Here is a 14,099-nt window from a genome sequence, read left to right on the forward strand (position 1 = left end):
CCAAATTTTGGTTTCTCAAAGATCAGCGCAGATGTCAGGTCGGTTTTCTCTTCAGCTGTTCGGTGAAGGGTCGGGATAGACCATCAAGGTGTCATCCATTTGGAGGGACCGATGCGGCTGAACGAATGAGCGGGTTTAGCAGTGCTAAACCCGACCAGATTCATTACCTAGGATCACCAAGAAGCCTGGCTCTCGGTGGACGACTCACTCCACCGTCACAGACTTCGCCAAGTTACGCGGCTGGTCCACATCAGTCCCCTTGAGCACCGCGACGTAGTACGACAGAAGTTGCAACGGGATGGTGTAGAGGATCGGCGACAGGATGTCGTGGATGTGCGGCATGTGCACCACGTGGGTGCCTTCACCGTTGGTCATGCCGGCTTGCTCGTCTGCAAAGACAATCAACTGGCCGCCACGGGCGCGCACTTCCTGCAGGTTGGACTTGAGCTTTTCCAGCAGTTCGTTGTTCGGCGCCACGGTGACCACCGGCATGTCGTTATCCACAAGCGCCAGCGGGCCGTGCTTGAGTTCACCGGCCGGGTAGGCCTCGGCGTGGATGTAGGAGATTTCCTTGAGCTTCAAGGCCCCTTCCATCGCCACCGGGAATTGCGCGCCACGCCCGAGGAACAGGGTGTGGTTCTTCTCGGCGAACAGTTCGGCGATTTTTTCCACCGTGCTGTCCATGGCCAGGGCTTCGCCCAGGCGGGCCGGCAGACGGCGCAGTTCTTCCACCAGTTTGGCCTCGACGCCCTCGCCCAGCGTGCCGCGGACCTGGCCCAGGGACAGGGTCAGCAGCAGCAGGCCCACCAGTTGCGTGGTGAATGCCTTGGTCGATGCCACGCCGATTTCACGACCAGCCTGGGTCAGCAGGGTCAGGTCGGACTCACGCACCAGCGAGCTGATGCCGACGTTGCAGATCGCCAGGCTGGCGAGGAAACCCAGTTCCTTGGCGTTGCGCAGGGCCGCCAGGGTGTCGGCGGTTTCCCCGGACTGGGAAATGGTGACGAACAAGGTGTCCGGCTGCACCACCACCTTGCGGTAACGGAACTCACTGGCCACTTCGACCTGGCACGGAATACCGGCCAGTTCTTCGAGCCAGTAACGGGCGACCATCCCGGCGTGATAGCTGGTGCCGCAGGCGACGATTTGCACGTTACGCACTTTGGCGAACAGTTCGGCTGCCTGTGGGCCGAACGCCTGGACCAACACCTGGCTCTGGCTCATGCGGCCTTCCAGGGTGCGCTGCACCACGGCCGGTTGTTCGTGGATTTCCTTGAGCATGAAGTGGCGGAACTCGCCCTTGTCGGCGGCTTCGGCACCGTCGCGGTATTGAACGGTCTCGCGCTCCACGGCTTTGCCGTCGATGTCCCAGATTTGCACGCTGTCGCGGCGAATCTCGGCGATATCGCCTTCTTCCAGGTACATGAAGCGGTCGGTAACCTGACGCAGCGCCAACTGATCGGAAGCCAGGAAGTTTTCCCCCAGGCCCAGGCCGATCACCAATGGGCTGCCGCTGCGGGCTGCGACCAGGCGATCAGGTTGTTTCGCGCTGATGACCGCCAGGCCATAGGCGCCGTGCAGCTCCTTGACGGTGGCCTTGAGGGCCACGGTCAGGTCCGCCAGGTCCTTGAGCTTGTGGTTGAGCAGATGGGCGATGACTTCAGTGTCGGTGTCCGAAGTGAACACATAACCGAGCGCCTTGAGCTGTTCACGCAGGGCTTCGTGGTTTTCAATGATGCCGTTGTGCACCACCGCCAGATCGCCGGAGAAATGCGGGTGAGCGTTACGCTCGCACGGCGCGCCATGGGTGGCCCAACGGGTGTGGGCGATACCCAGGCGACCGAGCAGCGGTTCGGCGTCCAGCGCCTGCTCCAGCTCGCTGACCTTGCCCGGACGACGCATGCGCTCGAGCTTCTCGTCGTGGGTGAACACCGCCACACCGGCGCTGTCGTAGCCGCGGTATTCCAGGCGCTTGAGGCCTTCGAGCAAGATTGCTGTGATGTTGCGTTCAGCAACGGCGCCGACAATTCCACACATGCTATTTCTCCTGGCTGACAGGCGCGCAGATCACGGTGATGCCGCGGGCCTGAATCTGATCGCGGGCCTCTACGGGCAGGCGATCATCGGTAATGAGGGTATGGACGCTGCTCCACGGCAGCTCCAGGTTGGGGATCTTGCGGCCGATCTTGTCGGCCTCCACCATCACGATCACTTCCCGGGCAACCTCAGCCATCACGCGGCTCAAGCCCAGCAGTTCGTTGAAGGTGGTGGTACCTCGAACCAGATCGATGCCGTCGGCGCCGATGAACAACTGGTCGAAGTCATAGGAACGCAGAACCTGCTCGGCCACCTGGCCCTGGAACGACTCGGAGTGAGGGTCCCAGGTGCCGCCGGTCATCAACAGCACCGGCTCGTGCTCCAGTTCGCTCAAGGCATTGGCGACGTGCAGGGAATTGGTCATCACCACCAGGCCCGGCTGTTGGCCGAGTTGAGGGATCATGGCGGCGGTGGTGCTACCGCTGTCGATGATGATCCGCGCGTGTTCGCGGATCCGCTTCACGGCGGCCCGGGCAATGGCGAGTTTGTACTTGGAGACGGTTTGCCCGTTATCGGCCACCAACTCCTGTGGCATCGGCACCGCGCCACCGTAGCGACGCAGCAGCAGGCCATTGGTTTCCAGGGCGGCGAGGTCCTTGCGAATCGTAACCTCCGAGGTTTCGAAGCGCTTGGCCAGCTCATCCACACTCACCTCGCCCTGCTCTTGGAGCAAAGCAAGGATGTTGTGACGGCGCTGTGGCGTATTGCGTTTCGACATGGCGGCTTAAGTTTCGATTCGAAAGATAACGTAAGCAATCAAAACCTATTGCAACGACATCGTCAAGGCGCCAGAAGAAAAATTCAGAAATCCTCTCATCCCTGTGGGAGCGAGCTTGCTCGCGAAGGGGCCAGGCCAGGCAATACAGCTTTACCTGATACACCGCTATCGCGAGCAAGTTCGCTCCCACAGGGGTTGTGGATAACTTAGGGCTTCTTGATTTTTTCCGGCCGCTTCCAGCCGTCGATGTTGCGTTGGCGCGCGCGCGCCACCGCCAATTGGCCGTTATCCACATTCTGGGTCAGGGTCGAACCGGCTGCCGTGGTCGCACCGCTGGAGATATCCACAGGCGCCACCAAGGAGTTGTTGGAGCCGATGAAAACATCGTCACCCATTACGGTTTTCCACTTGTTGGCGCCATCGTAGTTGCAGGTGATGGTGCCGGCGCCAATGTTGGTGCGGGCGCCGACTTCAGCGTCACCCAGGTAGGTCAGGTGGCCGGCCTTGGCGTCTTCGCCCAAATGAGCGTTCTTGAGTTCGACGAAGTTACCCACATGGGCACGGGCTTCCAGCACGGAGCCTGGACGCAACCGCGCAAACGGGCCGGCGTCGCTGCCTTCGCCCATGACCGCGCCATCGAGATGGCTGTTGGCCTTGATCACTACGCCTTTGCGCAGGGTGCTGTCCTTGATCACGCAGTTCGGGCCGATGACCACGTCGTCTTCGATGACGACCTTGCCTTCAAGGATGACGTTGATATCGATGACCACGTCGCGACCCACGCTGACTTCACCACGCACGTCGAAACGGGACGGATCGCGCAGGGTCACGCCTTGGGCCATCAGGCGGCGGGCGGCGCGCAATTGATAGTGGCGCTCCAGCTCGGCCAGTTGCCGGCGATCGTTGGCGCCCTGCACTTCCATGGCGTCCAGCGGCTGCTCGGTGGCGACCACCAGCCCATCGGCAACGGCCATGGCAATCACATCGGTCAGGTAGTACTCACCCTGGGCGTTGTTGTTCGACAGACGACTCATCCAGTCGCCCAGGCGCTCGGCCGGCACGGCAAGAATTCCGGTGTTGCCCTCGGTGATCGCGCGCTGGGCTTCGTTGGCGTCCTTTTGCTCGACAATCGCCGTCACCTGGCCATCGGCGTTGCGCACAATGCGGCCGTAACCGGTGGGGTCATCCAGCTCGACGGTCAGCAGGCCCAACTGCTGCGGGGCGACGTGCTTGAGCAGACGCTGCAAGGTCTCGACTTCGATCAGCGGCACATCGCCGTAGAGAATCAGCACCGTATCGGCCGTGATGAACGGCACGGCCTGGGCCACGGCATGACCGGTGCCCAGTTGTTTGTCCTGCAGCACGAAATTCAGGTCATCCGCCGCCAGGCGTTCACGTACCGCATCGGCACCGTGGCCGATGACCACATGAATGCGCTGTGGATCAAGTTGCCGCGCGCTGTGGATAACATGACCGAGCATGGAATTGCCGGCGACCGGGTGCAAGACCTTGGGCAACGCCGAACGCATGCGGGTGCCTTGGCCGGCCGCGAGGATAACGATTTCAAGAGACATGACTGGCTACCAATCCTGGGTGGTCAGCGGCTGCGACCAGGTAATGAATAGGGGGAAAAGAAAAAAGGGTAGCCGAGGCTACCCTTTTTAATCAATCGCACAGAAAGCAGACGGCTTAGCCGCCGAACTTCTTGCGGATCTGCTGGACGGTACGCAGCTGGGCTGCGGCCTCGGCCAGACGTGCGGCAGCAGAACCGTAGTCGAACTCCGCGCCGCGCTCGTGCAGGGCCTTCTCGGCGGCCTTGACGGCCTCCTGAGCGGAAGCTTCGTCCAGGTCGGCAGCACGTTGCACGGTGTCGGCAAGGACCTTGACCATGTTCGGCTGAACCTCGAGGAAACCACCGGAGATGTAGAACACCTCCCTTTCCCCGCCCTGCTTGGTCAGAGTAATCGGACCTGGCTTCAAGCTGGTGATCAGCGGTGCGTGACCCAGGGCGATACCAAGATCACCCAGCTCACCGTGCGCAACCACAAACTCGACCAGACCGGAGAAGATTTCCCCTTCCGCACTGACGATATCGCAATGGACTGTCATAGCCATCTGATTGCCTCAACCTAAATTAGCGCCCGTTGCCGGGCGCCGGGATTACAGTTTCTTGGCTTTCTCGATCGCTTCTTCGATGCCGCCGACCATGTAGAACGCTTGTTCTGGCAGGTGGTCGTAGTCACCGTTGAGGATGCCTTTGAAGCCAGCAATGGTGTCTTTCAGGGAAACGTATTTACCCGAGGCACCGGTGAAGACTTCAGCCACGAAGAACGGCTGCGACAAGAAGCGCTGGATCTTACGAGCACGGTTTACCAACTGCTTGTCGGCTTCCGACAGCTCGTCCATACCCAGGATCGCGATGATGTCCTTCAGTTCCTTGTAACGCTGCAGCACGTACTGAACGCCGCGAGCGGTGTCGTAGTGCTCCTGGCCGATCACGTTCGGGTCCAGTTGGCGCGAAGTCGAGTCCAGTGGGTCTACCGCTGGGTAGATACCCAGGGAAGCGATGTCACGGGACAGAACGACGGTGGCGTCCAAGTGGGCGAAGGTGGTCGCTGGCGACGGGTCGGTCAAGTCGTCCGCTGGTACGTATACCGCTTGGATCGAGGTGATCGAGCCTTGCTTGGTGGAAGTGATGCGCTCTTGCAGCACGCCCATCTCTTCAGCCAGGGTCGGCTGGTAACCTACTGCCGAAGGCATACGGCCCAGCAGTGCGGATACTTCGGTACCGGCCAGGGTGTAACGGTAGATGTTGTCGACGAACAGCAGAACGTCGTTACCTTCGTCACGGAACTTCTCGGCCATGGTCAGGCCGGTCAGGGCTACGCGCAGACGGTTTCCCGGCGGCTCGTTCATCTGGCCGTAGACCAGTGCCACTTTGTCCAGAACGTTGGAATCCTTCATCTCGTGGTAGAAGTCGTTACCCTCACGAGTACGCTCACCCACACCGGCGAACACGGAATAACCGCTGTGCTCGATGGCGATGTTACGGATCAGTTCCATCATGTTTACGGTCTTGCCTACACCGGCACCACCGAACAGACCGACTTTACCGCCCTTGGCGAACGGGCAAACCAGGTCGATAACCTTGATGCCGGTTTCCAGCAGTTCGTTGCCACCAGCCTGTTCAGCGAAGGTTGGCGCAGGACGGTGAATGCCCCAGCGCTCTTCGGTGTCGATCGGGCCAGCTTCGTCGATCGGGTTGCCCAGTACGTCCATGATCCGGCCCAGGGTCGCTTTACCGACCGGTACGGAGATGGCTGCGCCAGTGTTGTTGACGTCCAGACCGCGCTTCAAGCCCTCGGTGGAGCCCATCGCAATGGTACGAACCACGCCGTCGCCCAGCTGCTGCTGAACTTCCAGGGTGGTTTCGGCGCCTTGAACCTTCAAGGCGTCGTAGATGCTCGGTACGCTGTCGCGTGGGAATTCCACGTCGATAACGGCGCCGATGATTTGAACGATACGTCCGCTACTCATAGCTGGATCCTCTGAATATTTGAACCGTTAAACCGCGGCAGCGCCGCCGACGATTTCCGAGATCTCTTGGGTGATCGCAGCCTGACGCGCCTTGTTGTAGATCAGCTGCAAATCGCTGATCAAATCACCGGCGTTGTCGGTAGCGTTCTTCATCGCGATCATCCGCGCCGCTTGTTCAGCTGCGTTGTTCTCGACCACCGCCTGGTAGACCTGCGACTCCACGTAGCGGACCATCAAGCCGTCGAGCAGCTCCTTGGCATCCGGTTCGTAGAGATAGTCCCAGTGGTGCTTGAGTTCCTGTTCCGGGGTCGCCACCAGTGGAATCAACTGCTCCACGGTCGGCTGTTGCGTCATGGTGTTGATGAACTTGTTGGATACCACGGACAGGCGGTCGATCCGGCCTTCCAGGTAAGCATCCAGCATCACCTTGACGCTGCCGATCAGGTCATTGATCGACGGTTCTTCACCCAGGTGGCTGATAGCAGCGACGACGTTGCCGCCGAAGTTGCGGAAGAAAGCCGCACCCTTGCTACCGACCACGCACAGATCGATCTCGACGCCTTGTTCGCGGTTTGCCGCCATGTCCTTGACCAGGGCCTTGAACAGGTTGGTGTTCAAGCCACCGCACAGACCACGGTCACTGCTCACCACAACGTAACCGACGCGCTTGACGGCGCGTTCGATCATGAACGGGTGGCGGTATTCCGGGTTGGCGTTGGCCAGATGACCAATCACCTGGCGGATGCGCTCCGCATAAGGACGGCTAGCAGCCATGCGCATTTGTGCCTTGCGCATTTTGCTGACCGCCACTTTTTCCATGGCGCTGGTAATCTTTTGCGTGCTTTTGATGCTCGCAATCTTACTGCGAATCTCTTTTGCGCCTGCCATGTAACACCTATCAGGTTAGCAAGCGGGAGCCTTGCGGCTCCCGCTGCGGCTTACCAGGTTTGGGTGGCCTTGAACTTCTCGATACCGGCCTTGAGGCCAGCGTCGATTTCGTCATTGAAGTCACCTTTAACGTTGATCTTGGCCATCAAATCGGCGTGATCGCGGTTGAAGAAAGCGATCAGCGCTTGTTCGAAGCTGCCGATCTTGGCGATTTCAATGTCAGTCAGGAACCCACGCTCAGCGGCATACAGCGACAGCGCCATGTCAGCGATCGACATTGGTGCGTATTGCTTCTGCTTCATCAGCTCGGTAACGCGCTGACCATGCTCAAGTTGCTTACGGGTCGCTTCGTCCAGGTCAGAAGCGAACTGGGCGAATGCCGCCAGTTCACGGTACTGGGCCAGGGCGGTACGGATACCACCGGACAGCTTCTTGATGATCTTGGTCTGAGCGGCACCACCCACACGGGATACCGAAACACCGGCGTTCACAGCAGGACGGATGCCCGAGTTGAACATGGCCGATTCCAGGAAGATCTGACCGTCGGTGATGGAAATCACGTTGGTCGGAACGAACGCGGAAACGTCGCCAGCCTGGGTTTCGATGATCGGCAGCGCGGTCAGGGAACCGGTCTTGCCAGTCACTGCGCCGTTGGTGAACTTCTCTACGTACTCTTCCGAAACGCGGGATGCGCGCTCCAGCAGACGGGAGTGGAGATAGAACACGTCGCCTGGGTAGGCTTCACGGCCTGGTGGACGGCGCAGCAGCAGGGAAATCTGGCGGTAGGCCACTGCTTGCTTGGACAGATCGTCATAAACGATCAGCGCGTCTTCACCGCGGTCGCGGAAGTATTCGCCCATGGTGCAACCGGAGTACGGTGCCAGGAACTGCAGTGCGGCCGATTCGGAAGCACTGGCGGCAACGATGATGGTGTTAGCCAGTGCACCGTTTTCTTCCAGTTTGCGAACCACGTTGGCGATGGTCGATTGCTTCTGACCGATTGCCACGTAGACGCAGAAGATGCCGCTGTTTTTCTGGTTGATGATCGCGTCGATCGCCAGAGCGGTCTTACCGATCTGACGGTCGCCGATGATCAGCTCACGCTGGCCACGGCCGACAGGGATCATGGCATCGACAGCCTTGTAGCCAGTCTGTACAGGCTGGTCTACCGACTTACGCCAGATCACGCCTGGAGCAACTTTCTCGACCGCGTCGGTCTCGGTGTTGTTCAGCGGACCTTTGCCGTCAACAGGGTTACCCAGTGCGTCGACAACGCGACCCAGCAGTTCCTTACCTACCGGAACTTCGAGGATGCGGCCGGTGCACTTGGCGCTCATGCCTTCAGCCAGCGTCGTGTATGCGCCCAGTACCACGGCACCTACAGAGTCTTGCTCCAGGTTGAGGGCCATACCGTAGACGCCGCCCGGAAACTCGATCATCTCGCCGTACATGACGTCGGCCAGACCGTGAATCCGCACGATGCCGTCAGATACGCTGACGACAGTGCCTTCGTTACGGGCTTGGGAGGTCACATCGAGTTTGTCGATGCGGCCCTTGATAATTTCACTTATTTCGGAAGGATTGAGTTGCTGCATTGCTCTGCTGCCCCTTCAAACTCAAGATTTCAATGCTTCGGCAAGTTTCGCGATTTTGCCGCGAATCGAGCCATCGATAACCAGGTCGCCGGCGCGGATGACAACGCCCCCAATCAGGGACTTGTCTTCCTCGACTTGCAGGCGCACTTCCCGGTTGAGTCGTGCACTGAGAACCTTGGCGAGTTTGTCTTGCTGTTCTTGGTTCAATGCGAAAGCACTGGTGACTTCCACGTCTACCGATTTCTCTTGCTCGGCCTTGTACAGGTCGAAAAGAGCGGCGATCTCCGGCAGAAGCGGGAGACGGTCGTTTTCGGCAACGACATGGATGAAATTCTGTGCCTTGGCATCGAACTTGTCGCCGCACACGTCAATGAACGTGGCGGCCTTTTCTGCGCTCGTCAGTCGCGGGGCCTTGAGCACGCGCTGCATGGTGCCGTCTTGCGACACCGCTGCTGCCAGGCCGAGCATGGCTGACCAATTGGCCAGTTGCTGGTGGGCCTGAGCGTGCTCGAAGGCCGCCTTAGCGTAAGGTCGGGCCAACGTGGTCAGTTCTGCCATGATCGCCCTCGCTTAGATTTCAGCAGCCAGTTTGTTTACCAGCTCTGCGTGCGCGTTTTGATCGATTGTGGCACCCAGGATCTTCGAAGCACCGCCAACGGCCAGAGCACCCACTTGGGCACGCAGCGCGTCTTTGACACTGTTGAGTTCCTGTTCGATCTCGGCTTGAGCCTGAGCCTTCACACGGTCAGCTTCGACGCGAGCCTGTTCACGGGCTTCGTCGACAATCTGGGTACCGCGTTTCTTGGCTTGCTCGATGATTTCAGCTGCCTGAGCTTTCGCTTCGCGCAGTTGCTGACCCACTTTCTCATGGGCCAACTCCAGGTCGCGAGCTGCACGGCTGGCAGCGTCCAGACCATCAGCGATCTTCTTTTGACGTTCGTGCAATGCCGCAATGACCGGAGGCCATACGAACTTCATGCAGAACAGTACAAAAATCAGGAACGCAACGGACTGGCCAATCAGGGTCGCATTAATGTTCACGCCAACACCTCGCAGTTACGTTGTCCATCACACCAATCTACTCGAGACATCCGAGTAATTAGCCAGCGATTTGACCAACGAACGGGTTCGCAAAGGTGAAGAACAGCGCGATACCAACACCGATCATGGTCACGGCGTCGAGCAGACCGGCCACGATGAACATTTTGACTTGCAGCATTGGAACCATTTCTGGCTGACGCGCTGCGCCTTCCAGGAACTTGCCGCCCAACAGGCCGAAACCAATTGCGGTACCCAGTGCGCCCAGGCCGATCAACAGTGCAACAGCGATAGCGGTTAGACCAACTACAGTTTCCATCTTTCCTCCCGACTTTTACGTCGTATGGTTTAGGTTTTTTAGATTAAAGCGGTAAAACAAATCGTTTCTCAGCCCGGTTCGGGCTCCTTCCCGTTTGACCGGGAAGGACATCAGACTAGTCGAGACTGGCCTTAATGGTTTTCTTCGTGCGCCATCGACAGGTAGACGATGGTCAGCATCATGAAGATGAACGCCTGCAGGGTGATGATCAGGATGTGGAACACAGCCCACGCCCACTGCAGAACTACACCCAGGCCGCTGAGCCACAGCAGGCCGCTGCCGAACATCACAGCGATCAGGATGAACACCAGTTCGCCGGCATACATGTTGCCGAACAGACGCAGTGCCAGGGAAATCGGCTTGGCGATCAGGGTCACGAATTCCAGCAGAAAGTTCACCGGAATCAGCAGGGCCTGAACGAGGATGTTCTTGCTGCCGAACGGGTGCAGGGTCAGTTCGCCGATGAAGCCGCCGATGCCCTTGACCTTGATGCTATAGAAAATGATCAGTGCGAAAACCGAGAACGCCATGCCCAGGGTCGCGTTCGGGTCGGTGGTCGACACGGCGCGGAAGGGGATGTGTGCATCGCCGGAGATCAGGATGGCCAGCTGAGGAATCCAGTCGACCGGTACCAGGTCGATGGCGTTCATCAGGAACACCCAGACGAAGATGGTCAGTGCCAGCGGTGCGATCACGGGGCTGCGGCCATGGAAGCTGTCTTTCACGCTGCCATCGACGAATTCGACCAGTACTTCAACGAAGTTCTGCAGTGCACCTGGCTGACCGGAGGTCGCCTTCTTCGCCGCCATGCGGAAAAGAAGAACGAAAATCAGGCCCAGTGCGACCGACCAGCCGAGGGTATCGACGTGGAAAGCCCAGAAGCCCATTTCCTTGGCTTCTGCTGCGGTGTGGGCAAAGCCCCAGCCGCCGTTGGGTAGCTGACCGAAGGTCAGGTTCTGCAAGTGGTGCTGGATATAGCCCGAAGCGGTTGTCTCTGCCATGGTTGCCTCAAACGCCCTAAGGTCTCGAAAGTCTTGTTCTCATTAGCAGGGGAGCGAACCAGCTGACCAGTTGGGTCAGCACGAAGACGCCGAATACAGCCAGCGGCGCCAATGGCTTCACACCTGCGAACGTCAGTGCAAACAGCACTGCCGTCAAAATCAGTTTCCCCGCCTCGCCGGCATAAAAAGACCGGACGATAGCCTGGGCTGCTCGGGCGCCGGAAAACCGAAAAGCCCTGTGAGCGAAGTAAATATTGGGAAGCAAGGCTATCAGGCCTCCGCAAAGGCCTGAGTATCCGGCGACGACTCCTTTCCATTGCCAGAGCGCCAATGTGGCGATCAGTACGACGGTGAATTGAGCCATCAGAACCGGGAAAACTGCCAGACGATGGAACGGCAAGCGGTTTGGCGTGCGGGTTTCCATCGCTTTTGCTCTCCAATAGTCGGCCGCCATAATTCAATAACTTGGCATAATTTGTGCCGACAAAATGCGCGCAGAGTATAGGGGCGGTTCTGCCCCTATTCAACTGTCAGGTAGTGATTTCCGACTGCGCGCTACAAGAGCAATTGTTTCAGCGAATGTGTGCAAGGACACCTTGCAACTCATCGAGGGAGTTATAACCAATCACCAGTTGGCCCTTGCCCTTCTTCCCGTGGCGAATCTGCACCGCAGAGCCCAGGCGCTCGGCCAGGCGTTGTTCGAGGCGGGCGATATCCGGGTCGGTCTTGGGTGCCTCGACAGGTGCCGGTTTGCCACTGAGCCACTGGCGAACCAGTGCCTCGGTTTGGCGCACGGTGAGGCCTCGTGCGACAACATGTCGCGCCCCTTCAACCTGTTGATTTTCCGGCAAACCGAGCAATGCACGGGCATGGCCCATTTCCAGGTCGCCATGGGACAGCATGGTCTTGATGACTTCCGGCAACGCAATCAGGCGCAGCAGGTTGGCCACGGTCACGCGGGACTTGCCCACCGCCTCGGCAACCTGTTGCTGGGTCAGCTGGAATTCCTGCTGCAAGCGCTGCAGGGCCACGGCTTCCTCGATCGGGTTGAGGTCTTCACGCTGGATGTTCTCGATCAGCGCCATGGCGATGGCCGTTTCATCCGGCACATCGCGGACCATCGCCGGGATGGTTTCCTGGCCGGCCTGCTGGCTGGCGCGCCAGCGACGTTCGCCGGCGATGATCTCGAAGCGTCCATTGGCGATCGGCCGGACCACGATCGGCTGCATCACGCCCTGGCTCTTGATCGATTGGGCCAATTCTTCCAGCGCCTGCGGGTCCATGTCCCGACGCGGCTGGTATTTGCCACGCTGGATCAGGTCCAGGGGCAAATGCTGCAGCTCGCGCTGGTCGGCCTGTACGGCCTGTTCTTCCAGAGAGCTGACAGTCGGACCGCTGAGCAGTGCATCCAGTCCACGTCCGAGACCTCGTTTCTTGACGGCCATGGGGTTTCCTTAAGTTGGCTGGGCTGCAGCGGTGCGTGGGTTGCGGCGCTGACGACGAACCATCTCGCCCGCCAGGGCCAGGTAAGCCAGCGCACCACGGGATTGTTTGTCGTAGGCCAGGGCCGGCATGCCGTAGCTCGGCGCTTCGGCCAGACGGATGTTACGGGGGATGACAGTGTCGTAGAGCTGCTCGCCGAAATGTTCCTTGAGCTGGGCCGAGACATCGTTCATCAGGCTCAGGCGCGGGTCGTACATGGTCCGCAGCAGGCCTTCGACCTTCAGGTCCGGGTTCAACAGTTCGGCGATGCGCTTGATGTTATCCACAAGGTCGCTCAACCCTTCCAGGGCGAAGTACTCGCACTGCATGGGGATAATGACCCCATCGGCGGCCACCAGGGCGTTGAGGGTCAGCATCGACAGCGACGGCGGGCAGTCGATCAGGATGTAATCGTAGTTTTCCCGGATCGGCGCCAAGGCGCTGCGCAGGCGGCTTTCCTTCATCTGCATTTCCAGCAGCACCACTTCGGCCGCCGTCAGGTCACGGTTGGCCGGCAGCAGTTGATAACCGCCATGTTCGGAGAAGTGCATGGCCTGGCCCAGATCGCATTCGCCGATCAGGACGTCGTAGATGGAGTTTTCCAGGCCATGTTTATCCACACCGCTGCCCATGGTGGCGTTGCCCTGTGGATCGAGATCGATCAACAGCACCCGGCGCTTGGTCGCGACCAGGGATGCTGCGAGGTTGATGCAGGTGGTGGTCTTGCCCACACCACCTTTCTGGTTCGCTATCGCGAATACCTTAGCCATTCTTGCTTGTGTTCCCAATCATGCCGTGCGGCGCAGTATCAGCAGATGGCGTTGGCCTTGGCAACCGGGTACGGCCAAGGCGTGTTCGCTATCGAGGTGGAAGTCTGCCGGCAATGCTACCAGCTCATCGGCCGGATGAACGCCCTTCATTGCCAGCCAGCGCGTATCGGCGTCGCCCAGGTGGCGAGTCCAGTTGCTGAAGTTCTCCATGCTGCTGAACGCCCGGGAAATGATCCCGTTGAACGGCTCGGCAGGCTGGAACGCTTCGACGCGGCTGTGGATAACTTGCAGGTTATCCAGTTTGAGTTCGAGTTTGACCTGGGTCAGGAAGCGGGTTTTCTTGCCGTTGCTGTCCAGGCAGGTCACTTGCGAGTCAGGAAACAGGATCGCCAGCGGGATTCCCGGCATGCCACCGCCACTGCCAACGTCCAGCCAACGACCGTTTTCGATGAAGGACATGACGCTGAGGCTGTCGAGCAAATGCCGCGAGACCATTTCATCCGGATCGCGCACGGCGGTCAGGTTGTAGGCCTTGTTCCATTTGATCAACAGCGCCAGATAACCCAGCAATTGCGCGTGCTGGGCTTCGGTCAGGCTGACGCCGAGTTCACGGGCACCTGTGGATAACTCTTCAGCGTGTTGCGAGGTGACCAT

At 59.4% G+C, this 14,099-nt stretch carries 15 protein-coding genes; all 15 read right to left on the minus strand.

What is annotated here, in order from left to right; genetic code table 11:
* Positions 1-204: 204 nt before the first annotated feature.
* Positions 205-2,037, minus strand: a complete 1,833-nt coding sequence (glmS, locus tag IB266_RS16365; protein ID WP_192261795.1) for a glutamine--fructose-6-phosphate transaminase (isomerizing) — start codon at positions 2,035-2,037, stop codon at positions 205-207.
* A gap of 1 nt (position 2,038) precedes the next feature.
* The gene (locus IB266_RS16370) at positions 2,039-2,815 is read right to left on the minus strand and encodes a DeoR/GlpR family DNA-binding transcription regulator (RefSeq protein WP_060739917.1); all 777 of its coding nucleotides are present in this window, start codon (positions 2,813-2,815) and stop codon (positions 2,039-2,041) included.
* Positions 2,816-3,021: 206 nt separating this feature from the next.
* A complete protein-coding gene (gene glmU, locus IB266_RS16375; RefSeq protein ID WP_192261796.1) occupies positions 3,022-4,389 on the minus strand; it encodes a bifunctional UDP-N-acetylglucosamine diphosphorylase/glucosamine-1-phosphate N-acetyltransferase GlmU in 1,368 nt (455 codons plus the stop codon).
* Positions 4,390-4,504: 115 nt separating this feature from the next.
* Entirely contained in the window at positions 4,505-4,930 is a 426-nt protein-coding gene (locus tag IB266_RS16380; protein ID WP_060739915.1) for a F0F1 ATP synthase subunit epsilon, read from the minus strand.
* 45 nt (positions 4,931-4,975) lie between these two features.
* Positions 4,976-6,352 carry a F0F1 ATP synthase subunit beta gene (gene atpD / locus IB266_RS16385; RefSeq protein ID WP_003187186.1) on the minus strand — a complete coding sequence of 459 codons (1,377 nt, stop codon included), beginning with the start codon at positions 6,350-6,352 and terminating at the stop codon, positions 4,976-4,978.
* 27 nt (positions 6,353-6,379) lie between these two features.
* Entirely contained in the window at positions 6,380-7,240 is an 861-nt protein-coding gene (atpG, locus tag IB266_RS16390) for a F0F1 ATP synthase subunit gamma (RefSeq protein WP_060739914.1), read from the minus strand.
* A gap of 50 nt (positions 7,241-7,290) precedes the next feature.
* Positions 7,291-8,835, minus strand: a complete 1,545-nt coding sequence (gene atpA, locus IB266_RS16395; protein ID WP_053126819.1) for a F0F1 ATP synthase subunit alpha — start codon at positions 8,833-8,835, stop codon at positions 7,291-7,293.
* A 21-nt stretch (positions 8,836-8,856) separates the two neighbouring features.
* A complete protein-coding gene (locus IB266_RS16400) occupies positions 8,857-9,393 on the minus strand; it encodes a F0F1 ATP synthase subunit delta (protein ID WP_060739913.1) in 537 nt (178 codons plus the stop codon).
* 12 nt (positions 9,394-9,405) lie between these two features.
* Positions 9,406-9,876, minus strand: a complete 471-nt coding sequence (locus IB266_RS16405; protein ID WP_047230097.1) for a F0F1 ATP synthase subunit B — start codon at positions 9,874-9,876, stop codon at positions 9,406-9,408.
* Positions 9,877-9,934: 58 nt separating this feature from the next.
* Positions 9,935-10,192 carry a F0F1 ATP synthase subunit C gene (gene atpE, locus IB266_RS16410; RefSeq protein ID WP_003097235.1) on the minus strand — a complete coding sequence of 86 codons (258 nt, stop codon included), beginning with the start codon at positions 10,190-10,192 and terminating at the stop codon, positions 9,935-9,937.
* A 131-nt stretch (positions 10,193-10,323) separates the two neighbouring features.
* Positions 10,324-11,193, minus strand: coding sequence for a F0F1 ATP synthase subunit A (gene atpB, locus IB266_RS16415; RefSeq protein WP_039593180.1), 870 nt, complete (start codon positions 11,191-11,193; stop codon positions 10,324-10,326).
* A 16-nt stretch (positions 11,194-11,209) separates the two neighbouring features.
* Positions 11,210-11,617 (minus strand): F0F1 ATP synthase subunit I, encoded by a 408-nt coding sequence (locus tag IB266_RS16420; protein WP_053126821.1) that lies wholly within the window; start codon positions 11,615-11,617, stop codon positions 11,210-11,212.
* 148 nt (positions 11,618-11,765) lie between these two features.
* Complete coding sequence (locus IB266_RS16425) at positions 11,766-12,638, minus strand: ParB/RepB/Spo0J family partition protein (protein ID WP_003187197.1); 873 nt, start codon at positions 12,636-12,638, stop codon at positions 11,766-11,768.
* Positions 12,639-12,647: 9 nt separating this feature from the next.
* A complete protein-coding gene (locus tag IB266_RS16430; protein ID WP_003207100.1) occupies positions 12,648-13,445 on the minus strand; it encodes a ParA family protein in 798 nt (265 codons plus the stop codon).
* An 18-nt stretch (positions 13,446-13,463) separates the two neighbouring features.
* Positions 13,464-14,099, minus strand: a complete 636-nt coding sequence (gene rsmG, locus IB266_RS16435; protein ID WP_192261863.1) for a 16S rRNA (guanine(527)-N(7))-methyltransferase RsmG — start codon at positions 14,097-14,099, stop codon at positions 13,464-13,466.

The organism is Pseudomonas sp. Pdm06, from assembly GCF_014851795.1.
Classification (GTDB): domain Bacteria; phylum Pseudomonadota; class Gammaproteobacteria; order Pseudomonadales; family Pseudomonadaceae; genus Aquipseudomonas; species Aquipseudomonas fluorescens_AA.